Origin of the sequence: Alloacidobacterium dinghuense (assembly GCF_014274465.1) — a bacterium.
In the GTDB taxonomy this organism is placed as follows: domain Bacteria; phylum Acidobacteriota; class Terriglobia; order Terriglobales; family Acidobacteriaceae; genus Alloacidobacterium; species Alloacidobacterium dinghuense.
In genome coordinates this window covers 4,141,612-4,164,492 of record NZ_CP060394.1, presented here as the reverse complement: position 1 = coordinate 4,164,492, position 22,881 = coordinate 4,141,612, and the positions used below count along the sequence as shown (strand labels likewise).

Sequence of the window (22,881 nt, the reverse complement as noted above, 5' to 3'; positions counted from 1 at the left end):
GTTGCATTTCAAGGAGAATGAACGTGAATCCTACGGGACTTGGCCTCAAGCAAAACGACACTTCCATGCAATACCTCGAACCCGCTGAGGTTCTTGCGACTCTTCGAGCCGCAAGAGCAAGGGGCGCTCGTGAATGGGCAATGGTACTTGTCACCTACAAACACGGGATGCGTGCTTCGGAAGTATGCAATCTGCGGCTCGAAGACATTGATCTCAAGAACGGCAACATCCTAGTCAAGCGCCTGAAAGGCTCTCTACGGACGACCCAAGCCGTGACCGAACACCGGGGCGAGCCTCTTCTTAACGAGCACCGAGCCATTCGGGAGTGGCTACGAGAACGCCGAGCCGATGGCTCAGATTACCTCTTTATAAGCCAGAAGGGTGGTCAAATTCATCGCTCGCAGTTTTTCCGCCTGTTTAAGCGACTGGCCACCGAAGTGGGGTTGCCGCCGGAAAAGCGCCATCCTCATACGCTCAAACATTCCCTAGCAAGCCATCTAGTCGCTGCGAACGTCAACCTCGCACTTGTGAAACAACAGCTCGGCCACAAATCTATCGGATCGACTATGCGTTACGTTCGGACTACGGATCGTCAAGCATCAATTGCCACCGCTTCAGCACTGATGGCGATCTTCTGAGGAGGGCAAATTTGAAATTGCAATCAATTGCAACGAATGAGGTCGCCCCGGGGGACTCGTACAGATTTAACCAATTCCATCAGGAAGGTCCGGCATCTCTCCGGACATCGGCTCCGACCTGTAGTTCTCATCCCGCAGAGGCCCAGTCGTGCTGTATAGCAGATTCACAGGCTTGTGCCTGCTTGTTCCGATGTGGGACTGGGGTTGAGATGAATCGGAGGAATTTCCGGGAACGTCACTACAATAGTGCGTGTTGCTTGTTGAGATCACAGCGGACTTGCACTATCCCCCGGTCGTACAATTCTTATGTTGAGGGTCGTCTCCTTGGAGAAGAAAATGGAAGAGTTCGGTGGAGTTCTGGATGAAGAAGAGATTGTTGAACGAGTAGCCGAAGCACTTCAGGCAAGTGGGCTCGATGCAAGCTCGCAGGATACAGGCGGCGACATCTACTGTGTGGTGCTTCCTACTCAGGTAGGTGGCGAGATCGTCTGGGGCACGGCGGACGTCAACTGGGGAGCGACTGTGACTGACGAGAGCGGGGAGATTGTGTCGTCAATCTCAACGACATGCCCGAGCGAGAGCCAAGACATCGAGACCATTTCCGAAGTCATTAGGTCTCGTTCGATAGAGGCTGGTGCGGCATCACTCTGATGCTTTGCCCTGCAACAGGGACGAGAATACTGTATGCCTAGACAAGAGACATTTCTGAAAGAGAGTGCAGGCCCCGTGACAGTCGAGGTAATCAAAACCTACGACCGCGACTTCGCCCGCGAAGTGTTTAACAGCATGGAACAAGATGCGAAGGAGACACTTGCACAGGCTCTCGAACTGAGCAAGAAATTCGAGCCGGAGGACATCCCGAACTCCAATGGAATTGAGTACGATGACTTTCTTTGGGAAGAACTCAGCGAGGACTCCCTTGAGGATGTCAGGCAGTATCCCAGGCAGCATTCATTCTTTGTGGTCACCGTGAACAAGGATGGCAAATCTCAGGATCGTTACGTCTCCACCGACTGGCCGAGCGCAGAGAGCTATGCTAAATCCGCACTTCAAAAGTGAGGGTGTAAGTACGTCTAACGACAATCTAGGAATCCTGAATTCTCTGGCTTGCAGATCGTCTCAGTCAAAAGCAAATGCAAGCGCCCTGATGAAGATCTATTGAAACCTGTTCGACTAGCTGGCGATATACGCTCGTTTCCGGTCGTAACGACGGGATATTCGATGGAGTGTTGTGGTCAACTTACGCATTGCAATCAATTGCAAATTCCACCAAAGTTGTCCGATGTTTGCCGGTGTTGATCTGCATGAACAAATGCGCCAGTTCTATTGGCGACTTTGTTTCTCCAATCGAGACCAGATGCTCCGGTGAAACTCAGGACATCGATGAGATCGTCCACGCGATCAAAGGGCCTTCCTTCAGCAACGGCGCAGTCATCTCTCAGACCTAAGACAGTGGCTCCGTTGGGTGTGGTTGGGCCGGATTGCAACCTATATTGCTGCTGTATATTAAGTTGCTTGCGCTTCCTTTCAGAATCAGCATTTGCTTTAGGAATTCTCACCGATGCGCCCACCCGGGAAGAAGCCCAATCCGGGGCTTTCGATATCCCCGACCACACAGGCCCGATCAAGGAACCGATTGAATCGTTCGCAAGCGGTTTCCGGAACTAAGGCACAGCCATGGCAAGCAGCGAGATTGCAGGAATCTGGACCCTGTCCCCCCCGTCGGCCCATTTCCAAGCAAACCGGATCGGCGGAACACCACGATGCAGCTTCTAGGGCACGCCGGATCATCGGTTCAAGGTAGCCGGGCTGACCCATCCGAACTAGGCCGCCCATGGTACCTTCTGCATCACCCGCAGCCGTATAGATCAGAATGCCAGCCATAGGAGCCTTCCGGTTTGGCGAAACGAACAACCGCTCTCGAAGTGCCGCGGAACTGTACCCACACTCGAACGTGAGGCGGTTCATCAACAGATGAGCAATAGTATGGAGGAGCACAAATCGCGGGACGATCGGTTCAAAGGGCTGGCGTCGATTTCCCTGCAGGATTCGATAGCTGGCATCGAGGCGACGTATTCGTTCCCCGATCTCAGGGCGCTGTTCCCATTGGTCGATCAGAGCTTCGTGAAACTCAAAGAAAATTCCTTCTCCATAGACTAGGTAGGCCGGCAACCATGGTTCTAAGGGGGAATCGCGCCGAAGTAACCGCACTTTTTCCTCGAGGGTGGCAGCAGCAGTTGGAAATACTCGAGTGAAGCCCGTTAGTGCGCGAGTTTCTCGAAGTTTGTGAATAAGCATTATCCGTTCGAAGGCGCCGGCAACTTCCGTGTCATATTTGCTCATTTCTGGAGCCCGGATCAGGAGCTGATCTTCGTCACGTGCTATCCGCAATGCGCGGTATTCTGCTCTTCGGAATGCCATTTCGCTGTCGTCACCAGGCAACCCAACATCAGCCTCAGCATCTTGCTGCCCAGCGCCAGTGACAATTCCGATGGCCCCGGCGATCTGTTCATCGGTATACTTCCGCAGAACGATGGAGTGTTGGTTTCTGAGCATGTCAGGCTTTATGGTCTTGACGGCACCCTTCAACAAACTGATGAGCGTTGATAGTGGTGGTTCCTGCAGCCGATCGACGAGGTCGGATGGTGCATTTGCGCTGCTGCGGGGCAAATATAGCGCGGTCTGAACGTCAGCAAAATATAGGTTCGACGCACTGCGGAGAGAGCCGCGAAGAGGTCGAGGACACTGCTCGACATCTTCAAGTCCGAGCCACGGTTTCAATCCGCGGCAGAGGTACAGAGTGCCGCTGTCATCGAGGTTGCTGCTTAGAAAGGTGGTCTCCCCCGACTGTGCGGCTGTCGTGATCTGCGCGAGTGTACGGTGAGCGCCACACTCACATTCCACTTTTTGAGCTGACAGAGATGCTCCGCCGGTAGCCACCAGTTTCAGACTCTTGTGACAGGATGGACTCGCGGTCTTGTGGACCCATTCACGCCACGGGAAGTCTTGAAGGTGTCCCTGGTCGCACATGGCAACAAACGGAACCTGCAATAGAACGATTCGCTTTTTTCGAGATTCAAGGCATGCTGGGCAGCGTTCGCGCGTCCTGACCGTAAGCGGCAGTGTGACGAGAAGATTACACGATGGACAAAAATGCCATTTGGGAAATCTCAGAAAGGGGACCGTTAAGTAAAAGTTAGGAGCCTTATCACTCTGGCGCCGTACACGGAAGTCTGGAGGGAGTCTGAAGTGGTCAACACCGAGTCTTCTCTGAAGACGCCACTCTTCAATTCGAAACTCATTAACGTCGATGGTTTGGCCGCTCTCGTCCCTCTGCTCTCTTTCATACCAGTGGTCAACGCCACAAGTAATAACCGAGGTGCCGTCTCTTACGACAGAAAGTGCTCCAACACCAAACGGTGCCACAAGTTGGGCCCTTCGGATCGGACCTTTAGGCATTGTCGGCTCCCCGGTCGTTCAAATAGAGAGTTGTGATCTCGACCTGGCATTCAGCATCGACGGCCCGCATCGATTGGGGAGTGGGCCAGGAAATTCGAACGTGCTCGGGACTTGCATATCCTCCGGCTGGCCGCAGAAGCGGAATCTCTTCGTCTGACGGAGCTCCGCTATACCGGTTGCGCTCCCATCGGCGCCACTCATCTGTTCTTGCGTCATACAGTCGTTCGAAGCTCGCCCTCTCGTCGGGGTCAATTTGAGTCACACGTGGCACAAGCAGGTCACGAAGTGCAGCTAGCTCCCCCTGGGGTATCGGATAGGGGCTACGTCCTGCCGCCTCCGTGCCGAACTGCCGCACATAGGCAACCATGACGGCGTGCAGCGCTCGCTCCAACGCCGGGCGCGAATACGGCGTTACGCTCGTCGGTTCTACTTGGGCGTACAGCCTCTCGTGGTAACTTCGGAATTTCTCGAAATGGGAGCGGTCACGGGGCTTTGATGCAACATATATTGTCACTACCACCCCAGGACGCTCCCACCAGCGTCGCCCCACGCGCCCTGTGACCTGAATGTACTGAGATGTGGTTTTTGGCTGCCCCACGACGGCCATGAGCGAAAGACGATCTATGTCCACACCTACCTCAATGATGTTCGAAGCCAGACAGATATCAACAGGTGTCCGCTGGCCTCCGTATTCCGCTTCAAGCGTTGAGATTGCAAGGGGGATCTCTTCGCTAGGAAGTCTACCCGTAAGCTCCTTCACATTACGGAGACGCCGAATCAGGTCCGGTGCCGCGCCAGTCCGGTTTCGAATGACTTTCAGGTAGTCCGGAATATCGGACTGCAGAAGGGATAGGGTCGTGCCCAATTCGCGCAGACTGTTGAAGAAGGCGAGGATAGTCCACCATGGATCTCTTGCCGCGTCGGGCAGAGCCAGCGGTGCTTGAAGCAAGCCAGTAAATGCTCGAACTTGAGCGGTCTGGAGAGACCCGAGGCCAGGAGCGTGAACACCGACGTAAATCCGGCCGGGAGCGAGAGAGCCATCAGGTCGCCGCGCGTGCTGCGCGAAAAAAGAATCTGATGCGCTAAGGCCAGGAGGCGGAAACAGAGCGACCGTCTCGCGGCCGTAAAGATCCCTAACCTGGCTCGCATACCTCCTAATTGTGGCAGTTGAACTCACGATCTTGGGAGGGACAGAACCGTTGCGGCGGTCTGTACAGAGCTCTTCAATCAGGGCTTCGTAGAGGCCCACCATTGAGCCAAGCGGGCCAGAGATTAAATGGAGCTCGTCTTGGATTATTAGTCCTGGCGGTGACGATTTCCGTGTTCCATTCGAACCAAGACCGAAGATCGCTCTAGCCTCGGGCCGCCACGCAAGCATTGCGAATTTGTCCACTGTGCCGATAATCAGGGTAGGGCACATGTCGTAAATATCCTCGTCGATGACGACGATTGGAAGCCCCGACGAGAAATCACATGTGCGATCTGAGCACTTAAATACGACAGTATCGCCCTGCCTTTCATAACCGTGCACCTTAGGGATGGCAGAAGGTATTTTCCCCTCCAGTTCCACGGGTCCCATTTCAGCCGCACACCAGGGACACTTGGTGATGATGAACGGATTCTCTGCATAAGGCTGAGCCTGGCTGAGGGCCGTCAGTGCACTGCGAGCCTGCTGCCGTGAATTTGGAGTAGAACTTCCGCCCAACCAGATGCCGATTGAGAATCGAACTTGGCCGAGATCTTTCTCGTTTGTCGGTTGCCGCCGGAGGTACTCCAGAGCACATAGTAGACCCGCAGCGCGCTGAAATTGCTGGGCCGTCAAAAGGCGAAGCGTGTAGCGCATGATCACCTCGACCCCCGCGTCAGCCGGATTGCGGAGCCGGCGCATTAGAATCGAAAAAGCTGAAAGCGCGAGATAAGCCTCCGTCTTCCCTCCGCCGGTGGGAAACCAAATGAGTTCAACCGTGCTGCGGTCAGATGCTCTGCCGTCCGCCGTGGATCGGAGCGTCATGAGGAGGAATGCAATCTGAAAGGCGCGCCACTTTCCGCGGCCAGCCGTTTCAATGCGCGTGTCCTGTGCAACGTACGGATCAGAAAACGTCAGCCGCTTTCCCTTTGTGTCATAAACTAGCCGACGCGATTCGCGGCGGCTATGCAGCTGCTGCAACAGAATCGCCTCATTTGCGAGCCTAAAGGCTCTCATGGCGCGCGGATCGGAATTGAGAAAGTCTATGCCATCGCGCATGCGATCTGCGCAGCGGGCGCATTCCCTCATGTGGCGTTCAGCTGGAGTTCTGTGCTTAATGTCCAGAAGAGAAATCCCCTTTTCCCTTTCATCTATCCATTGCTCATAGGCGGCCACTACATCCTCAAGGGCATCGAGTCCGTCGTCGCCTTGGATTAGGCCAGCAAGCGCGGCCATGGAGACATCAATCGCGCTGCCGTCCTGGCGGCGGATATCAGGTGTGACGCTGGGTGTTTCAAACGTGGGCAAGCACTCGCCTGTGATTGCGAGTGCACTAGTCCGTGTTGCGTTGATAGACCAGTCAGCGGCACACCCATGCCCAATCGCAAAGGTTTCGGTTTCTCTGTACAGCAACGCGAGGGACTGCTCCTCATCATCAGGTTTTTCCAATTCGACCGCAGGGTAAGGAAGAATCTCGGCCTGTTTTCCAGTGGATTCGAAATGCGCCTTGAAGTGGAATTGGAAGAGACTACGCTCATCAATCGACGAAGCCGACGAGCGGTTGACGAGACAAACGGTGAATAGCCGGGCATCTGAGATCGAGGAGGGCCTGCCATATACTTCGATTCGAATGTCGAGATCACTCAGATTAGTGCTTTCGACATCAGTCGGTTGAATGAGCTTCTTCTGAATGGAGAGGAGGTCGTCGCGATTGAATTGTGCGCGCAGCCTGACTGGAGACCTAAGCCACCACGTCCGTTCCTTTTCTTCGATCGTAACGGGAAAGCGCTGATAGCGGCCTCCTGTAGCCTCGACGATTAGCTGTGCGCCTTTTGGAACCGAAGCAAGAAAGCTGACTGCGACGCTGCTTGGGCGGTAAGAGTTCGCGGACGACAGGTCCAAGTCCTCCGTTTCTGGTTCCGCTGAGGATCTTTCAGTGCGATGTTGAATATCCTCAAGGTCTCTTCGGGCCTGCGCTGTAAGGGGATCGTCTTGTGGAGGGTCCAAAGCGTCGGGAAGAACCACAGCTGGCTGCGTCAGCAAGGCATCAACACCAGAATCATCTTGATCGAGAGTCTGTGCCGGGTACAAGACGCCGATGCCGTAGCGTTTCGTTGGAGGGTCACGTTGGAGAACCTCTTCGCCGTTTTCTTTCTGACGCCACGGGCCATATGATTTATCTAAGGCCGCAAACGAAACGGGCTGCGTGCAGTCGAGTTCTTCACCGCGAGGATCAGGACCGACGAGTTCGCGGCGGAGCGAATCTAGCAGGAGTGCGCGGTCCGCGATGTGATTTACCATGATGGCTCTCCGGATGAGTTAAGGTTCGGAACAGCGCCTTGTCCCGTCAACGCACGGATGATGTCGGGGCGCGCGGACTCGTGAACTAGAATCGTCAGTCGGTGCAACGCGCGCGTTACAGCAACATAGAACAAATCCACCGCTGCGTCGCCAGTCAGATGTTCAATGTCCGTAACGACAACCGCCGAGGCCTCTAGTCCTTTGAAAGCATGGATTGAAGCATAAGAAATTTGTCCTCCCGTCGACTCAGCGCATGGGCGGAGGCGGCTGCGCCAGGGTTCCTTCGCTACGTGTGCAGCAAGGCTGGTCCGGTCTGCACGCGGCGACAATACGACGATTTCACCTCCACCGAACCCTTCTCCGTACCAAGACTCCAAAACCTGGAGGAAAATGGCTTCTTGTTCAGCCGACGACCCGTAGTATTTCAATTCCGGTTCGATCCCGTTGTCCGGCCGCAGTACGCGGCTGTAATTTGGTGCGAGGCCTCCGAGGAGGTGCACCAAAGTGGAGATTCGCGGCGAATTGCGACAGTTGACTCTGAGCGAGAACAAGGGAACGCTGCCTGTTCGTTGCTGCAGAAGCGCAACAGGGTTAGGAATGCTGCCTGAATATATGGCCTGTTTCTCCAGATCGCCAAAGAGGCGCCATCGGCCCGATGCGAGCCCTCCTCGAAGGAGCAGGTCGAGAACGTCCAGGTAATTGGCTCGAAGAAGATCCTGCGCCTCGTCGATAATGAGAGTATCGAAGGGCGTGAATTGAGGATCACGTTCGACTAGCGCCTCGATTGCCCTCTCTGGAAGCTCCTCCTCCCAGAACGATGTGCTGACGCCTTCACCCTGAGGAACGCAGCCCGCAAGCGATAGGAGAAAACTGTGGAACGTGGATGTGGTCATAGTCTCCCCCAGAGGGGCCATCTCCTCCTGAAGCCAGCGCCCAAGGAGACGGTTGAAACAGACGAAGAGACACCGTTCTCCTCCGGAATGTGCTCGGCGTGCTGATTCAATTGCCAGCAGTGTTTTGCCAGTCCCGGCGGGGCCGGTAAACAGCACGCGCGAGTTGGCCTGCATCGCGTCGAGCGAGGCGAACTGCTCCTCTGTGTAGCGACGTACTTCTTTATCCCAGCGGTCTCGGCGAACTTTAGTACTTTCGAAAATCTCGAAGCTCGGACGCAGTTCCTGCGCAATCGCTTTGGCCTGCTTAGGTGTGAGAGTAGGTAGACCTGCATTGAACCATCGGGCACTCTCGCAAGTCGACAAAAATTCACGGGCATTCTTGAGAACGTTTTCTATGCTTTCTGGAAGAGGGCGCTGCCTGAAGTGCGCGGCATCAATGACCTGCCAGTCGTGCCACTCGTTGGATGGAATCTTGAAATCGATGTACGGAAGGACAACCGCCGACCAGAACAGGATGTGAGCCAAGTCTGGTCTTTTTCTAATTAGGCGGTTCCGTATACTGTGCATGGCTTCCGACGCTTGGCGAAAGGGGCCGCGGGAATCTGGGATTTGCTCAGAGCCATAAAGCCAACCGGCTTCGTTTCGATGTATACGCCGATAGGCTTTAACCTCCAGACAAAGAACGCCTCTAGTTGGAATGATCACGACGAAGTCTGCTTCACCGCTCACTCGCCGGACGTGGTGGGCAATATCCAGAGAATGCAGGACGATCCAATCTGGTGTATTGGAACTATCTTTGAGTCGCGCAAATACCTCGCGTTCCCCTGGACTGGGGCAGCCACTGAAGATCTCAGCTGGAAACATTTTCGCCATACCGCGTTCAGAGCTCGAATGGATGACCCAAACCGTGAATGTCTACGAGTTGGGAGTCGGGTGATACGTCGAGAACGCGGAAAGCCGTAAACCCTCCAGCGTCCATCTCAGGCAGCGTTATCTCCATACGACCGACACGTTCGAGCTCGGTCAGATCCAACTCCTCTAGTTTCCTAAGCAGTTGACGCCGGATACGATGGCCCGCAAGGCGGTGGGCATGATCAATCTCACCCATCATGTTCCAATAACGCTGCCACTCTTCACCCAATCCCACGAGACGCATGATGGCCTGAAAGTCCTCCGTGGCGCGTGTTCTGATGCTCCGGGGTGACAAATAGTTCCGAACGTTGATCTCCTCTGCGCTAGACGAACCCAAGTCGATCAATCGCACACTGGTGCCCAGGAGACCATCCTTCTGCACTTCCTGGCGCAAGAGTGCCTTCCAGCGCTGTTGCGCTTCGCGGACCTCCGGGGCGCGGCCTTTGAGGAAATGACGGTCGGCCTCGGTGACGATATAGTCGCCGCCGCCGCTCGTGCGCAGGAGTAAGAAGGTACCCGGCCTGACCTCATTTGTGGCGATCCGCGCAAGACGTTCTGTGCTTTCATCGGCATCCAAATCGATGGTTAGGACTGACGCCCCATCAGCCGCCTCAAGAAAAACAGCACGCTCACCTTCTAAGAGCACCAGATTGGCTTCCGCCGACTCAAGCGTATTTTGCAGTTCAGCAGCGGCAATCTTCCGTCCTATGCTTCTCCAGTCGACAACTGGGAGCAGATCGGCGGCGTCATAACAATCTTCGTGCTCGGCCGGATCGTCCTCCATCTCGAATGTCGGTTCGGCGGCACAAAGAAACCTCTTGGCGTCCTCACGATGCCCGTCCTTTATCCATGCATACCGGATGACTTCCGTTTTCGTGGAACGTGGGGCATCGAAAATGAAGCTAGGGAACCACCTTGCCGCACCAAGAACATAGAGCACATCGAAGCACCTGTCTCTTGTCAGCTGAGCTGGTGTAATAACGGATAACCGGCGTGTTGAGGGGTTGCGGTAGAGCTGGCGTTCAGCCGCGATAACTAACCGGGAATCACTGATGAGCACTGCTCCGTCCCCAGGATTTCGAAGAACGGCCTCTGCAAGCCAAATTCTGTAAGGATTCTCGTTGCTCTGGATGAGTGCTTCCAGGCACTGGATTGCCCTTCCGAACTGCATTGCTTCGGCCGGATAGACCATCGCCAGGGCTTCCTTACGGGAGTGAAGTTCTCTGATGTCCAACGGCTGAATTGATGGCTCGTTGAACGGCAAGGGGGCTGCACACAGGGCAAATCCGTACCTGCGGAGCGGTGTGAGAATATGCTTCCAAGGCTCTTCGATAACTGCCTCTCCTATACCATGAATGAGACGCCTCACGGCTAGGGAATAGGCTCGAAAACGATCATGCGAAAGCCTTGCGCGGACAAGCACATTAGTTGATCCACAGTCATAGATAGTGCTAGTGGCCGCGAGGGTTGTGATTCTCATTGCCGGTCCTCTAGATGCACCATGAGTTCAATTCCAGCGGGCGGTGCGATGAGCCCGGACAATGAAAAGTCGTCGAGTCGATTGAGGTACCGAGCATTTGCCGAGTCGATCGCGGTTCCGTATTCACACTCTGTTCTGGATAGGATCGAAACCGAATCGCAGTGCGAGTATTCATGGGCCCATCGAAAGTGTGAGACGGCGCCATCGAGGATTAAGAGCGAACTTTCGGCTGTCGAACCGCCGTTCTGGATTGAGTGGCCCCTCGAGCGAGCGTAGACATCTGCCCGACAACCAACCCCGCCCGAAGAGAACTTGGCGACCCGGATTAGATCCTGAAGGACACCCTCGACGTGGTGAATCCCACTCGGAACTGCAAACTGAGTTTGCACAAGCTCGGTTCGAAGGCGATTCTTTTCTCCGATAATGAGTACCGATCTTGCTGTGCTGCACAGAATCCTGTAGTGCTCCGCCAAAGTAAAGAACCGGCCCACGAAAGGTTTCGGATTCCTCAGTCGGCCGGAGTGGCTTATTGGTTTGCCGTTCTCACTTTCCGGTTGCACTTCGACGAACAGACAGTGGCGCTTCGGGATCATGCAAGTCCCTCCGCGGTGGATGGCCATACGAATGAAGTGGCTGTTAGATTGCTTCGCAATACCCAGGAGCGGCCCATTGTAAAGAGCTTTCCCATTGAAGTAGATCAATGGAGTGTGCGTCGGCAAAGCGGCGAGCATGTCGAAGTGAGCATCAACAGCACTCTTCGCTGGTTCCGAAATCGGCTCACTGAGAACGCGGCCGAGAGCAATGAATGCAGCGGCGAATGATGGGGTCGGCACTGATAACGCCGCAACGATCCTGCGTTCGGGTGAAAGAGCCGCCGACATGGCGGCACCCAGCGAGATAAAGAACCTTGCCCAAAGGGGAATCGGCCTCCATTGTATGCCGTCCCAAAATTGCATTCCGAGACTCTTAGCTACCCGTTCGACCATTCGTGAAGACTATCGCCATGACACGTTGTGATTCTAACGGGCCAATCAGCAGGTTGTGGTTGCAGCATCAAAGTAGTAGGTTACCGTGGTACCCTGCGTCACCGCACGTTCAGGTCCGTGAGGGGTCTCGTGCTATTTTTTAGAGCCAGCCTCTGTTTTCCCGAGAAACCGCTTAACCTGGTCTACCACCGCGCCGGAATCTTTCAACTGACATTCCCAAACGACGAGCGTTTCCCAACCCAGCCTGGTCAGCTCCGCTTGATGTTTCCGATCACGCTCAACATTGCTCTGAAGTTTTGGTCCCCAATAGGACTGCTTCGAGGCCGGCATTTTTCCCTCCCGGCAAGCAGCGTGCTGGTGCCAAAAACAGCCGTGAACGAAGATGACCTTCCGGCGCGACGGGAAAGCGATGTCTGGAGTACCTGGAAGGTCTTTGCGGTGGAGGCGGTACCGATATCCCATTCCATAAAGTAGGCGCCGAAGTGCTACTTCAGGGCTCGTGTCTTTAGATCGAATCTGCCGCATGTTGGCACTGCGGCGCTCAGCACTGAGTCTGTCCATTCCGGGCCTTTCCTAGACGGCTAGATCCTCTGAATCCCTCCAGTCCGTCTAGTAATCCCATACCAGAGCGAGCTCTCCGGAAGATCCTAAGCGCGGATCGAACAGGCTGAATTAGCAGTGGTAGCTCGGTCATAGCCTAATGCGTCGATAAGCGAATTTGCTAGAGCTTCTGCCAATGGTGGCGGCACAGCATCCGACACGAGACGGATCTGGTCCGATAGAGTCCCGCATAGCTCGTATTCGGGAGGAAATCCCTGCAAAAGCATTGCTTCATAAACACTCAGTCGCCTGGTTGCGCTCGGATGAATGTGTACCTCACGATTTCCGTAAGCAACCGTCCAACTTGGCGCGTCCCACTTCAGGACTCGAAACGGACGACCTTTGATTTCTCCCTCCTTTAGCGAACCATTAAAGAAACGATCGGATCGCGGGACCATGCACCAATGATTTGGATGGTGTGGAATGTCGGTCACGGAAGTACCTCTCTTGAAGAACAGTGGTGCCGGCAGTTCGGCGATAAGATCGCGGACACTTCGCTTCGGTGCACCGTTCTGGGTAGGGAAAGTGAAACTGATATTCGGGTACTTGTACCGATTCAGCCCGACCACAAAAAGGCGCCTTCGAACTTGTGCTACACCAAAATTTTGTGCGTTCAGTTCTGATTCGAAAATCCTAAAGCCCGCCGCCGAAAAGAGCCGTTTAATTTGCTTGAATTGCTCATCGTGACGATCCTGTCTTAGGCCTAGAACATTCTCGAAAACGAAGAAATCTAGATCGCAAGCGTCATTTAATTCACGAAGGATCGTGGCGTAGGTCTTGGAAAGCAATGCGCGCGGATCGTCGTCACGCTTTTGCCAGTTTCCTTGGGAAAAGGCCTGACACGGCGGTCCACCAACAATACCGATCGGCTTTACCGTGGTGGATAGTTCAGATAGACGCTCCAGGATGTATTTTCTTGGGAGCTTGGATAGATCACGTTTGAACACTCGGGTGCTGACATGATTCCGTTCGTAGGTTCGACACGCAGCAGCGTTAGCGTCGATGGCAAGTATGGACGTGAACCCGGCGTTTGCAAATCCAAGATCGAGCCCACCGCAGCCCGAGAATAAGCTGATAACTGGGAGCGGGCACACCACTTCATGGTGATCGGCACGTGACGGGTGGTTACCATTGCTGTAGGCTGATGCTTTGTTCGCGTTGTTGGTTGTCATACTGTTTTCCATGAAACTTGGACGCGCAAATCAAATACCAGCAGTACCAGAGGGTAAGCTATTGTGTCACGCCAGACTGCTCGTCAACTCCGATCCTTGCTGTTCGGCAATGCGACTGAACTAATCGAACTCACCTATCAGGTGCGATAGACTCTTTCGATTTCGTCGGAATACGTCCCGTCTTCACCATAAAGAATTTTACGCACGACCATCTGCCTTACTGATGGCCAGACATTGAAGGCAGGGTCCCAGATTCACTCACAGTCTCCACAGATAAATCATACGTGGACGCGCGAAAGAGTTCTTCGTCGCTTTTTTCCACCGGCCGTTTGACTTGATCTCTTCTCCGCTCAAGAGACTGAATTGCTGATCGGTCAGAACGACTACCCTCGCAGGGTGTAGCCAAAGAGGGCCATCCCCGCACGAACACTGGCGCTCAATATCGCTTCTTCTTCGATATCACTCGGGCTTCTTTCGGTGTTTGAATTCGGGAATCAGTGTCCGCCTACAAATGCGGACATAGCACGGACACAATAGATTGTTTTTTAGAGGATATCTGAGGAAACCCGCGTCTTTATTGGCTGCCCCCCAGGCAGCCATATGTGCTGATTTCACAGGTATTTAGAGATGCGAATCAGGTAAGTACCCCCTTTGATACCCCAATATTTTCGTGGATGAGTTCGCACCATTCGTACAGCTTGGAACTGTTTCGACCTGTCACGGCCGCACGCGCATTTCGCTCTGCGCGATCAACGATACTGCGCGCTCGGATTTTATGTCCGTTTTCCACAGCGCGAATAACGTTCACACAACCAATGAGTTGGGCGCATTATCCAGCGCGCACTTAATTTTACTGAAATGCACCAAATGAAAGTACAAAGTGGCACCAAACGTGGCACCACTTCCTCACCAGCGTTTCATGTTTAAGACTCGGCGGCCGCCTTCTTTGTTGGGGCTTTTTTGGCTTTTTGAGGTTCACAGCTACGCAGAAGCGCCACAGCATAAGCTTCGGCGCTACGCTTCACAAAGTCGGCATTGATATAAAGTACCAACAATAAGAGGACCGCAATAGATATGGCCGCAGAAAGCACCCACAAGAAAGAAAATCCTCGCCCGCGGAATATCGCGCCACCTGATGCAATGCAGATAGAAGCGACCACGATACCAAGCCAGCGGATACCGTACAGATTGCGTGCGAAGCCATAGTTGCAGTTTTCGTTGAAGCATAGCCTGAATTGCTTTGTATCTCGTCTATGCTCCAGGAGCGCCTTAATGGCCGAGCTGTAAATCATGTCGGCGCGAGCTGGATCACTCTTTTCCTCTACTTCGGAGGGAAACGTCAAGCCGCAAAGCGTCTGTAGTGTAATTTTTAGGCGTGCTTTTGTTAGTGGGTCCAAAAGGGAGTTTTCATGACGTAAAATGCGAGTGGTCGGCGGTCCCCCCCACCGGTCGAAAAGCCGTTTTTGTTGTTTAACTCCACGATCTCGCGCAATGCGTCCTAAGAGAAATAGGACAGCTCCTTCAAGTAACGTTCCGATCCCCGCCGTACCAAAGGGATTTCGCGTAGTAGGCGCGACAGCATAGACAAGCGCCATGGCCGGAATGCTGACGATGAGTGCCGGGAAGATGCGTGCCCGAAGATCGTATTGATCGAAGGGGAAATTCATAGAATGTCAGTTACGAAACTCGAAATTCATTTTCTCCATGTCGGCCACGGTGACTGTACAATCATCGATTTCCCCGACAGACTCACTGTGGTTGATATTAACAACTGTAAGAAACTGGCCGGTCCGACGCGCGACGAGTTGCGGAAAAGGTATTCCCATGGAGCTACGTTCTCGAGCAGTTCTCTTGCCGCGTATGTCGTGGATGCACAGGTCGACAAAGATCAATCTCATCTCGTTGACCCGATCGATTATCTGAAAGCGAAATTCCCCGGCAGGTCGATATTTCGATACATACAGACCCACCCGGATATGGACCATATGGGCGGTTTGAATAGGCTCGGTGATGAGGGCTACATAGTCACCAATTTTTGGGACACTGACCACTGCATCAGCAAGGATATGGAGCTAAACAAGTGGGCCCAGGTAAATCACGACGAAAAGGACTGGGATAGATATCAGACGTTCCACTCAGGAGGTTTCAAAGACTGCACGATCCTGAAGCTTCGGGAGGGCGCGGTAGCGCAGTTCTACAAAGATGATGGCATTTCCATCTGGGCACCATTTGAAAATACAAAGTCCACCGACCCGGAGGCCGACCCGAATTACTTCAGTTATGTTTTGCAGATACAGCACGGAAAATGCTCTATCGTGCTGGGGGGCGACTTACCGGCAGAGATGTGGGACAAGCTGCTCGAACGAAGGAAAGGGGCCCTCCCGAAAGCTCACTTGTTAAAAGCGTCTCACCACGGCAGACGAAGTGGCTACAGCATAGATGCTGTAAAGGCCATGAACCCAGATGCCACAATCTGTTCAGTCGGAGAACTGCACAACAAACATGATGCATCCGCGAGTTATGAGCGTTTCTCCACGCATGGCTGCTATTCAACGATTGACCATGGAACTATCGTTGCTAAGTGTTGGAGTGATGGGGATGTCTGGTTAATGAATAGTTCTGGCCAGAATATTCTTAAGACAGGTCCGTCCTGAGAAACCAGCTTACGGCCCTTCCCTTTTGACCGGTCTTCCGCCATTCTTCCGGGTCCATTTTTCGTGATACGGATGGCAGGGACCAAGCGCTTCGCGTAGCGTGCGCATCCCCGGCCCCCCTGCGCTGCGTGCAGACCGGATGCCCCCTTCCGCTACACTGATCCTTGCTGCCACTCCCCGCGAAGGCAGGTCCGGTGTTGCCGGTTGGAGGTGCAACCGGCAGAAAACAAGGGACGTAAGAGAAGGGTACATGGCATGATGATTGTGACAATGGGACAAGGAAATGCTCTTGACAGCATATGCGCTTGGGAGCATAATCAATGAAGTGGTCGGTAAGTTTTTACGAGGAGTTTGAGGCGGAATTCGACGAACTGCCCGAAGAAGTGCAGGACGAATTCTATGCTGAAGCTCAATTTCTCGAAATGAACGGTCCAGCCACCGGGCGACCGCATGTCGACACGCTGAAGGGCTCCAAGTACCCGAACATGAAGGAGCTCCGATTTGAAGCGATGAATGATGAATGGCGTGTGGCTTTTGCGTTCGATCCGAAGCGTGTTGCCGTTATGCTTGTTGGAGGCGGCAAGGTCGGCATGAGCAAAGAGCGTTTTTATAAAGGTTTGATCAAAAAAGCTGATGCCCGATACGCGCGGCATTTAGAAAAGTTGAAACAGGAAGAGAAATCGAAGAAGGAAGAAAAAGGGAAAAAGCGATGACGACCTTACAGGAAAAACTCAGCCGCTTGCCCGAGGCGCGGCGTAAGAAGATCGACCAACGCACAGCCCAGCTTGTCCTTGAAGAGCAGTCCATGAAGGAACTGCGTAAGGCGCGAAAATTCACCCAGGCGGACCTGGCGAAGGCCTTGGACGTGAAGCAGGAACAGGTTTCGCGCATGGAGAAGCGGACGGACTTGCATATCTCAACCCTCCGGCGGCATGTCGAAGCTCTGGGTGGCGAACTCATAATCTGTGCCACATTTCCCAAGGGCGCGACGATCAAAATCACCGGCCTTGGCGAACTGTAGGCCTAGAATTTCGTACCGAATAAGAGCCCCCTTTGGGGGCTCTTTATTTTGCCTTTCTCTCCATTTCCTACTGCCCTATCACTCGCTTGAGAATGTGCCGCGCCAGCGTCACGCTGTCACTTACGATACTTAACAGGCGGCGACGGTTTATTTATGCCTGGTTCCCGCGCCAGCCGCAGAGCGACGATAATGCTTTGCAGGTGTCGCCAGCAATTCGCACAAGATGGTGCTGCGAATATATCGATGAATCAGTAACTCGCTCTGCTTCCCTCGAAGACCCAGGCGCAAACTCGATTGTCAGTCAGAGGTCTCCCAGCAACGGGTGAACAAGCGTGGGACGCGGAATCGGGGTACTAGTAAATCGCCCTCTTTGACAATCGTGCGCGCCAGAAATCCAAGCCGCTCCAGCCGCTCCAATTGAAGTACTACGGAGCCCTCGTCTTCGTCGAAGAGAGTCTGAACGTCCTCGAGCTTAAACTCCATAATCTTGCCAGCCCGACAGTTTCGTACAAACGCGGTCGCAGCTCGAAAATCGCTGATCACCTCTTGATAGCTAAGCTCGGATAGCCTTGTCATGGCCTGAGCGACTTCCTTCTCAGTGAACAATGGAATGCGCCGTCGGCTTGCGTCCTTGGCGTTTTCTTTGGCGAGGTTCAAGAACAAAATGATTTGGCGGGGCGCGATATGATTCTTGCCGTTTTTCAGACTCTCAAACAGCCACTCCTCAAACGGTTTGCCCTCGACTTCTGTCGGAAATACGATCCGAAACTGTATCTGGGCAAGAATGCTTGACTCAATTGCGGCTACGTTCAGCGATTCCATGATGGCGCGAAGGCCGACGTTCGAAAACAGTCTTTGGAGAAGCTGTTTCCTTAGCTCCTCGCGTGTCCAGTCGAGACGCACGGTCCGCGAGACAAACTTGTTTTTCTCTTGAATATCGTAAAGCTCGAAGAGATCAGTCCGAAGAAGTACGACCAATCGTATGGCCTGTCGCAACGATAGGAAGGATTCGGCGAGAAAAAGTCCCTGCACGAGCGCTTCCTGTCTGTCTCTTTGATATTTAAACGCCTCATCAATTTGATCAAAGACAATCAACAGCCGTCGATCCGTGGCTTGTAAAAGCCGATCGGTGCGATCAATGAATTCGTCAATTTTGATATCGCTTCCGAGCCATCCGCGCCCGCGGCGGCTCAGATTAGGCTCAACCGTGATGGGTCCGAGCTTTAAGGATACTTTCTCGGGCATGATGGATCGTAGGGCCGCCGTCCATCGTGACGCTCGACTCTCACCCTTAATCGAGGCGGCCCAGCCGACGCGCCGCAAAATCGTTCGCGAATCCTTGACGAATGCTTTGGTATGCTGGTCATCGCTAGTCGTTGGGACATCAACGTCGCGGGCCGCCAGAGCCGCGGAGTACAACAGCCAAACTGCCTTGAACCCATCCGCCGATGACGTAACTGAATCGTCCGGAGTCATTTGCTGCACGAATGAAGCAGGATTTTGCGATGCAGAGGTTATGGTGCCGGGCTTCGCAGCGGCAGGCGCCGACGCGGCCCCATTTAACCCTTGCAATGCGCGAAACATCGCGCTCTTTCCCGCGCCGCGGTCGCCCAGGACGATCGTTTTGGCGCCCGATGTAACAGAATTCAGGTCACGCGGCGGCATGAAATTTTTTTTCAGAAGGGCGTCTCGTTCCGCAGCTTCGTCGCCGAACTTGAACTCGTTAATGTCGATATCATTTGTGATGAGGTTGTTTTCGAGATGATATTCAGCAAGCGAGGCGTGCGCGAACATCACCTGCCTGTTGCTTGAGCTGATCAGCATCGATCCCCAGAGTTTCCCCAGAGCAGCCTGTGCCCGTTCGACGGGCAACCCTGAGATTTCGGTCAGATAATCTGTTGAAACGGGCTGGAGAAAGACCAAGAGGCTCAAGAGCAGCCGCGCATCCACCCCCGTCTGGTCAGACCCGAGGAGTTCATAGTAGAGACGGTCGAGGACGGCGCGGATCGTGTCAGTCTTTTCGAAAGTCGCAAGGTCGCCATACTTCAGGAAATAGCTCGCGAATAGGTTCAAGAGCAAAGGGTTCCCATTGGCTCTCAAAACCAGCTGCTCAAGAGCGGGCCCCGTAAGGAAGGGGTCGGGAAGCAACCGACGGATGAATTGCACCGCTTCAGCCTGAGTCAGAGGCGTCAGAGTGAAGGCGTCGAATGCTGTGCGCTTACCGAGGCGATTGACTTTAGAGGACGGGTCGGATGTCACCACCATGCTGGCCGAACTCAGACGCTCCGCTAAGCTTTCCACCGCGACGACGATGTCTCCAGCCTCGTACACTTCGTCGAGGCCATCTAGAAAGATGTATGCACGACTTTTAATGCCGGTGCGCTCTATTACTAGTTGAATGATCCGTTCAAGCAACTCCGCCGCCCGGGATAAATCTTGCAACACTGTGAATTGGTTAGCGAACTGAACCCGGATTTGATCTAACGGATCAGACTCTAGAGGCTTGTCTTGTGCCTGCGTCTGATCCAAAAAGGCACGCGCGATCTGCACGAAAAGCTGGTTGCTGGTGTCGATGTCGCGAAGTCGCACCATTACCACGAGACAATTTTCGGCGCGAAAGCTGTTAGCAAGAAATTGGAGAACCGCCGTTTTGCCGGTCCCAGGAGCTCCGATCAGAAAGGCGTGTCTCGCTCCGGGCCGCGAGAGAAAGTCGCGGAGAGCGGCAACAGTCGGTGTGACTATGAACTCTTTGGAGAAGTCGAACTCTTTGGAGAGGTCCATTGCGAATTCGAGTGTAGCTTGTTGCGGAACTTCTGGGGAGACTGTCGCAGATCAGGCGCACCAATCACTTCCATTGACGTCAGTGTTGTCACGCGCTGTGCTGTCAGAGCAGAGGTCGACCGGACAATCGGATTAGTAACGCTAAACGCAGTTGTGGCGTACACGCCACTCGATCTAGAGAGCAATTGACCTGAAATCCGTGTGGAAATCAAATTTAAGAGACAGCATTGGGGCGTCGATTGACATTGGGCCGTTTCCAGTTTTGCAATCAATTGCAATCTCTCGCGACCGCAACTCATTGTGAGGGACATCGCCCCGTCTCGAGCCTGAGTTCAGATCGTCACTTCGCCTAGCCTGACTAGACGGAGTTTCTGCTCCCTGATGCCTTGCCGAACTCGTCTTGGTTAAATCTCACTTCTTCCGAAAGGATGAAGGGGTAATCTTGCGACCAAAACGCCTGGTTGTTAACTGCAGGAGAGAAAAAAATTGCAATCAATTGCAATTCCCGATGCAAGACCTTCTTTGTAGATCGAGCCGTGCCTATCTGGTTCGAATCTGTCTTCAAGAAGTGTCAGCTCTAACTCTTCCACGACTCCGCGCTAACGCCAACCGGCACACAAATATTGAGCTTGCCTCTAAGGGAGAAGCTCTTCTCTCGTTCCTCCGAGCACAGCGGTGATCCCGATCCGCGACAGGTACGATACGTCTCCCAGAAAATGGCCCGATTGAGACCCAACAGCAGCCCTCGACTTAGGCCATCTTTGTAAGCAGCGCGACTAGCTAGATTTCTTGGGCTGCTCAATCGGAGCTGACTGAACAGCTAGTTATCTACGAATCTCGATTAGAAATAATCAACTTTCATGACTAGATGTAAGGAGGAATAAGTTCGACAAGATCAAATGCTTAGATGGCGTATTTAGCATTGATAACATCTGATAGCTTAGCTATATTATGGCGATTACATAGAACATAGACTACTATCCCGTAACGATGTCTTTTACTGATCAAGATAGTTTGGCGGTGTTTTATGCGACATACTCGATGGCTAGCAACTTAGCTTCGCCTGGTAAGGGTGAGCATAAGAAATGAGAAGGACTCTGATCTATGAATGTTGAACATCTGAAATCCCAGCCCCAGTTCGAGCCTCTCGTGAGTGCGGAGGTCGCGGGGAAATACCTTGGTTTCTCCGGTGAGAAGGTACGCCAGATGGCGCGTGAGGGTACAATCCCTTGCGTTCCATTTCCTGGCCGTAAGCGCACAGTCTGGAGGTTCCGCATCTCCGACCTACAGGAATACGTCACGAAAATCAGCAATGGAGTGAGATATGCAGAGGAACCGGTTTCAGAACGGGTACATTGAGCGCAAGAAGCGCAAGACGCTGCCCGACCTTTGGCTGCTGCGCTACAACGATGGTGCGAAGTACGCAACGCTTGAAATTGGCACGGTGGAGAAGTACCCGACTGAAGCTGCCGCTAGAAAAGCAGCACTGTCCCGGCTCTCTGAGATCAACGAGCGCGTTGAGATATTCACGTTCGGGCATCTGGCCGACCGCTACGTGCAGGACATGGATGATCGCCATAGCACAGTGGTGAGCGACATGTCGAACATACGCCGACTCCGCGAACGCTGGGGAGACGAGCGGCTCGACACCATGCTCAAAAACGCCTACGCCATCGAGAAGTGGCTGGCCGAGCTGAAGACGCTTCCAGGGCATGGGCCGATACGACCGATGGCCAGCAAGAGCCGGAACAACATCAAGTGGCTGCTGCACCGGATGTTCGATCGGGCTATGATTTGGGGCTTTCTGGAGCCGACCGAGAATATCATTGCCAAGCTGAAGGTGAAGGCCAAGCCGGGCGAGATCACCCGCGAACGCGACCTCATCGAGCCCGAGCAGTTCGAGTTCATGATGAACGACACGACGCTGCCGGTGATCCTGCGCGTGATGATCGCGGTCGCCATGTGTACCGGAGCCCGTATCAGTGAGATTCTGGCGCTCCGGTGGGAAGTGATCGACATGGAAGCCGGGTTCATCTCTATCGAAAGAGCCTCGGTGGGCAAGCATGTGGCTGGCACGAAGACCGTTTCCTCCGAAGAAGCCGTCCCGATGAACGAGAGTCTGTGGGTGATCCTACGGAGATGGAGGGATCAGTTCCCAAGCGTGAACGGCTGGGTGTTCGGCAACCCGGTGACAGGCCGCCCCTACTGGCGCGATTCGATGCAGGAGTATCTGGTGGAGCTGGGCAAGCGCATGGGGATCGCCAACCTGGGATTCCACAGCTTCCGGCACACGTACCGTAGTCTGCTGCGAGACCTGAAGACGCCGCTGAAAGTGCAGCAGTACCTGATGCGCCATTCGACCGAGCAGATGACTGAGAAGTACGGGAAGAAGAAGGGCGGCAACATTCCGCTGGTACGCCCGGCGAACGACGAGCTGGTGAAGGTGCTGGCCCTTCCAGCCGAGATTCCCACAGCCTTGAGTACCGAGAAGTCCACGAGCAAGAGCGGCTACTTCGGTGTGTATCCACAGGGGAACCACTTCGCCGCCAAAATGTCGGTCAACGGGCAGAAGGTGTACCTCGGCATCTTCGACAACGCTGAAGACGCCGCCAGGTGCTACGACGCGGAGGCGTACAAGCGGAACGGAGTGAACGCCAAGCTGAATTTCCCGGCTGAGTATGCTGACAAGATGATGCCAGCAGGAGAGATTTCCACAGAAATTTCTGAAGGTCAGGAAGAGCGAGATTCGAGCTCGTCCCCGCTTAACTCACTCTTATCTCACTCTGATGTCTTGTAAT

General features: G+C 53.9%; 17 protein-coding genes. 9 read left to right on the top strand and 8 right to left on the bottom strand.

The features are described 5' to 3' along the window. Positions 1-65: 65 nt before the first annotated feature. The 3 genes from H7849_RS17175 (at position 66) to H7849_RS17165 (ending at position 1,697) form a co-directional block, all read left to right on the top strand. A complete protein-coding gene (locus H7849_RS17175) occupies positions 66-638 on the top strand; it encodes a tyrosine-type recombinase/integrase (protein ID WP_186740993.1) in 573 nt (190 codons plus the stop codon). Positions 639-974: 336 nt separating this feature from the next. Further along, a complete protein-coding gene (locus H7849_RS17170; protein ID WP_186740991.1) occupies positions 975-1,289 on the top strand; it encodes a hypothetical protein in 315 nt (104 codons plus the stop codon). Positions 1,290-1,322: 33 nt separating this feature from the next. After that, the gene (locus tag H7849_RS17165; RefSeq protein WP_186740989.1) at positions 1,323-1,697 is read left to right on the top strand and encodes a hypothetical protein; all 375 of its coding nucleotides are present in this window, start codon (positions 1,323-1,325) and stop codon (positions 1,695-1,697) included. A 486-nt stretch (positions 1,698-2,183) separates the two neighbouring features. On the opposite strand, the gene drmB is transcribed toward H7849_RS17165, so the two are convergent. From drmB to H7849_RS17145, 4 genes are read right to left on the bottom strand one after another with little or no spacing between them, the layout of a single operon-like run. After that, positions 2,184-4,097: a DUF1998 domain-containing protein gene (gene drmB, locus H7849_RS26530; protein ID WP_222439676.1), complete on the bottom strand. Its 1,914-nt coding sequence runs from the start codon at positions 4,095-4,097 to the stop codon at positions 2,184-2,186. Continuing rightward, positions 4,090-7,584, bottom strand: coding sequence for a helicase-related protein (locus H7849_RS17155; protein WP_186740985.1), 3,495 nt, complete (start codon positions 7,582-7,584; stop codon positions 4,090-4,092). The genes drmB and H7849_RS17155 overlap by 8 nt, the downstream gene beginning before the upstream one ends. Beyond that, complete coding sequence (locus H7849_RS17150) at positions 7,578-9,341, bottom strand: NERD domain-containing protein (RefSeq protein WP_186740983.1); 1,764 nt, start codon at positions 9,339-9,341, stop codon at positions 7,578-7,580. The genes H7849_RS17155 and H7849_RS17150 overlap by 7 nt, the downstream gene beginning before the upstream one ends. Positions 9,342-9,357: 16 nt before the next feature. Then, on the bottom strand, positions 9,358-10,581 hold the full coding sequence (locus tag H7849_RS17145; protein WP_186740981.1) for a DISARM anti-phage system protein DrmE domain-containing protein: 1,224 nt from the start codon (positions 10,579-10,581) through the stop codon (positions 9,358-9,360). A 749-nt stretch (positions 10,582-11,330) separates the two neighbouring features. Between H7849_RS17145 and H7849_RS17140 the strand changes: the two genes are divergently transcribed. Further along, complete coding sequence (locus H7849_RS17140) at positions 11,331-11,690, top strand: hypothetical protein (RefSeq protein WP_186740979.1); 360 nt, start codon at positions 11,331-11,333, stop codon at positions 11,688-11,690. Positions 11,691-11,987: 297 nt separating this feature from the next. Here the strand turns inward: H7849_RS17140 and H7849_RS17135 are convergent, their stop codons facing one another. From H7849_RS17135 to H7849_RS17125, 3 genes are all read right to left on the bottom strand, one after another. Then, a complete protein-coding gene (locus H7849_RS17135) occupies positions 11,988-12,416 on the bottom strand; it encodes a very short patch repair endonuclease (RefSeq protein ID WP_186740977.1) in 429 nt (142 codons plus the stop codon). Between the two features lie 86 nt (positions 12,417-12,502). Next, the gene (locus H7849_RS17130) at positions 12,503-13,627 is read right to left on the bottom strand and encodes a DNA cytosine methyltransferase (protein ID WP_186740975.1); all 1,125 of its coding nucleotides are present in this window, start codon (positions 13,625-13,627) and stop codon (positions 12,503-12,505) included. A gap of 923 nt (positions 13,628-14,550) precedes the next feature. Beyond that, positions 14,551-15,294: a hypothetical protein gene (locus H7849_RS17125; protein WP_186740973.1), complete on the bottom strand. Its 744-nt coding sequence runs from the start codon at positions 15,292-15,294 to the stop codon at positions 14,551-14,553. 3 nt (positions 15,295-15,297) lie between these two features. Here H7849_RS17125 and H7849_RS17120 point away from each other — a divergent pair, with 3 nt between their 5' ends. The 3 genes from H7849_RS17120 to H7849_RS17110 all read left to right on the top strand — a co-directional run bounded on the left by H7849_RS17120 (position 15,298) and on the right by H7849_RS17110 (position 17,302). Beyond that, entirely contained in the window at positions 15,298-16,281 is a 984-nt protein-coding gene (locus H7849_RS17120) for a ComEC/Rec2 family competence protein (RefSeq protein ID WP_186740971.1), read from the top strand. Positions 16,282-16,601: 320 nt separating this feature from the next. Continuing rightward, positions 16,602-16,994: a type II toxin-antitoxin system RelE/ParE family toxin gene (locus H7849_RS17115; RefSeq protein ID WP_186740969.1), complete on the top strand. Its 393-nt coding sequence runs from the start codon at positions 16,602-16,604 to the stop codon at positions 16,992-16,994. After that, a complete protein-coding gene (locus H7849_RS17110; RefSeq protein ID WP_186740967.1) occupies positions 16,991-17,302 on the top strand; it encodes a helix-turn-helix domain-containing protein in 312 nt (103 codons plus the stop codon). Before H7849_RS17115 ends, H7849_RS17110 begins: the two co-directional genes overlap by 4 nt. 297 nt (positions 17,303-17,599) lie before the next feature. Here H7849_RS17110 and H7849_RS17105 read toward each other — a convergent pair whose 3' ends face one another. Further along, positions 17,600-20,083 carry a P-loop ATPase, Sll1717 family gene (locus H7849_RS17105; protein ID WP_186740965.1) on the bottom strand — a complete coding sequence of 828 codons (2,484 nt, stop codon included), beginning with the start codon at positions 20,081-20,083 and terminating at the stop codon, positions 17,600-17,602. Positions 20,084-21,187: 1,104 nt separating this feature from the next. Here H7849_RS17105 and H7849_RS27560 point away from each other — a divergent pair. After that, entirely contained in the window at positions 21,188-21,442 is a 255-nt protein-coding gene (locus H7849_RS27560; RefSeq protein WP_186740964.1) for a helix-turn-helix domain-containing protein, read from the top strand. Then, entirely contained in the window at positions 21,408-22,880 is a 1,473-nt protein-coding gene (locus H7849_RS17095) for a tyrosine-type recombinase/integrase (RefSeq protein WP_186740962.1), read from the top strand. The genes H7849_RS27560 and H7849_RS17095 overlap by 35 nt, the downstream gene beginning before the upstream one ends. The last annotated feature ends 1 nt before the right edge of the window (position 22,881 follow it).

What these genes read in the sequence shown, in the direction of transcription:
- H7849_RS17175 (WP_186740993.1), top strand. Translation starts at nt 66, where the DNA reads ATGCAATACCTCGAACCCGCTGAGGTTCTTGCGACTCTTCGAGCCGCA.
- H7849_RS17170 (WP_186740991.1), top strand. Translation starts at nt 975, where the DNA reads ATGGAAGAGTTCGGTGGAGTTCTGGATGAAGAAGAGATTGTTGAACGA.
- H7849_RS17165 (WP_186740989.1), top strand. Translation starts at nt 1,323, where the DNA reads ATGCCTAGACAAGAGACATTTCTGAAAGAGAGTGCAGGCCCCGTGACA.
- drmB (WP_222439676.1), bottom strand. Translation starts at nt 4,097, where the DNA reads ATGCCTAAAGGTCCGATCCGAAGGGCCCAACTTGTGGCACCGTTTGGT.
- H7849_RS17155 (WP_186740985.1), bottom strand. Translation starts at nt 7,584, where the DNA reads ATGGTAAATCACATCGCGGACCGCGCACTCCTGCTAGATTCGCTCCGC.
- H7849_RS17150 (WP_186740983.1), bottom strand. Translation starts at nt 9,341, where the DNA reads ATGTTTCCAGCTGAGATCTTCAGTGGCTGCCCCAGTCCAGGGGAACGC.
- H7849_RS17145 (WP_186740981.1), bottom strand. Translation starts at nt 10,581, where the DNA reads ATGGTCTATCCGGCCGAAGCAATGCAGTTCGGAAGGGCAATCCAGTGC.
- H7849_RS17135 (WP_186740977.1), bottom strand. Translation starts at nt 12,416, where the DNA reads ATGGACAGACTCAGTGCTGAGCGCCGCAGTGCCAACATGCGGCAGATT.
- H7849_RS17130 (WP_186740975.1), bottom strand. Translation starts at nt 13,627, where the DNA reads ATGACAACCAACAACGCGAACAAAGCATCAGCCTACAGCAATGGTAAC.
- H7849_RS17125 (WP_186740973.1), bottom strand. Translation starts at nt 15,294, where the DNA reads ATGAATTTCCCCTTCGATCAATACGATCTTCGGGCACGCATCTTCCCG.
- H7849_RS17120 (WP_186740971.1), top strand. Translation starts at nt 15,298, where the DNA reads ATGTCAGTTACGAAACTCGAAATTCATTTTCTCCATGTCGGCCACGGT.
- H7849_RS17115 (WP_186740969.1), top strand. Translation starts at nt 16,602, where the DNA reads ATGAAGTGGTCGGTAAGTTTTTACGAGGAGTTTGAGGCGGAATTCGAC.
- H7849_RS17110 (WP_186740967.1), top strand. Translation starts at nt 16,991, where the DNA reads ATGACGACCTTACAGGAAAAACTCAGCCGCTTGCCCGAGGCGCGGCGT.
- H7849_RS17105 (WP_186740965.1), bottom strand. Translation starts at nt 20,083, where the DNA reads ATGGACCTCTCCAAAGAGTTCGACTTCTCCAAAGAGTTCATAGTCACA.
- H7849_RS27560 (WP_186740964.1), top strand. Translation starts at nt 21,188, where the DNA reads ATGAATGTTGAACATCTGAAATCCCAGCCCCAGTTCGAGCCTCTCGTG.
- H7849_RS17095 (WP_186740962.1), top strand. Translation starts at nt 21,408, where the DNA reads ATGCAGAGGAACCGGTTTCAGAACGGGTACATTGAGCGCAAGAAGCGC.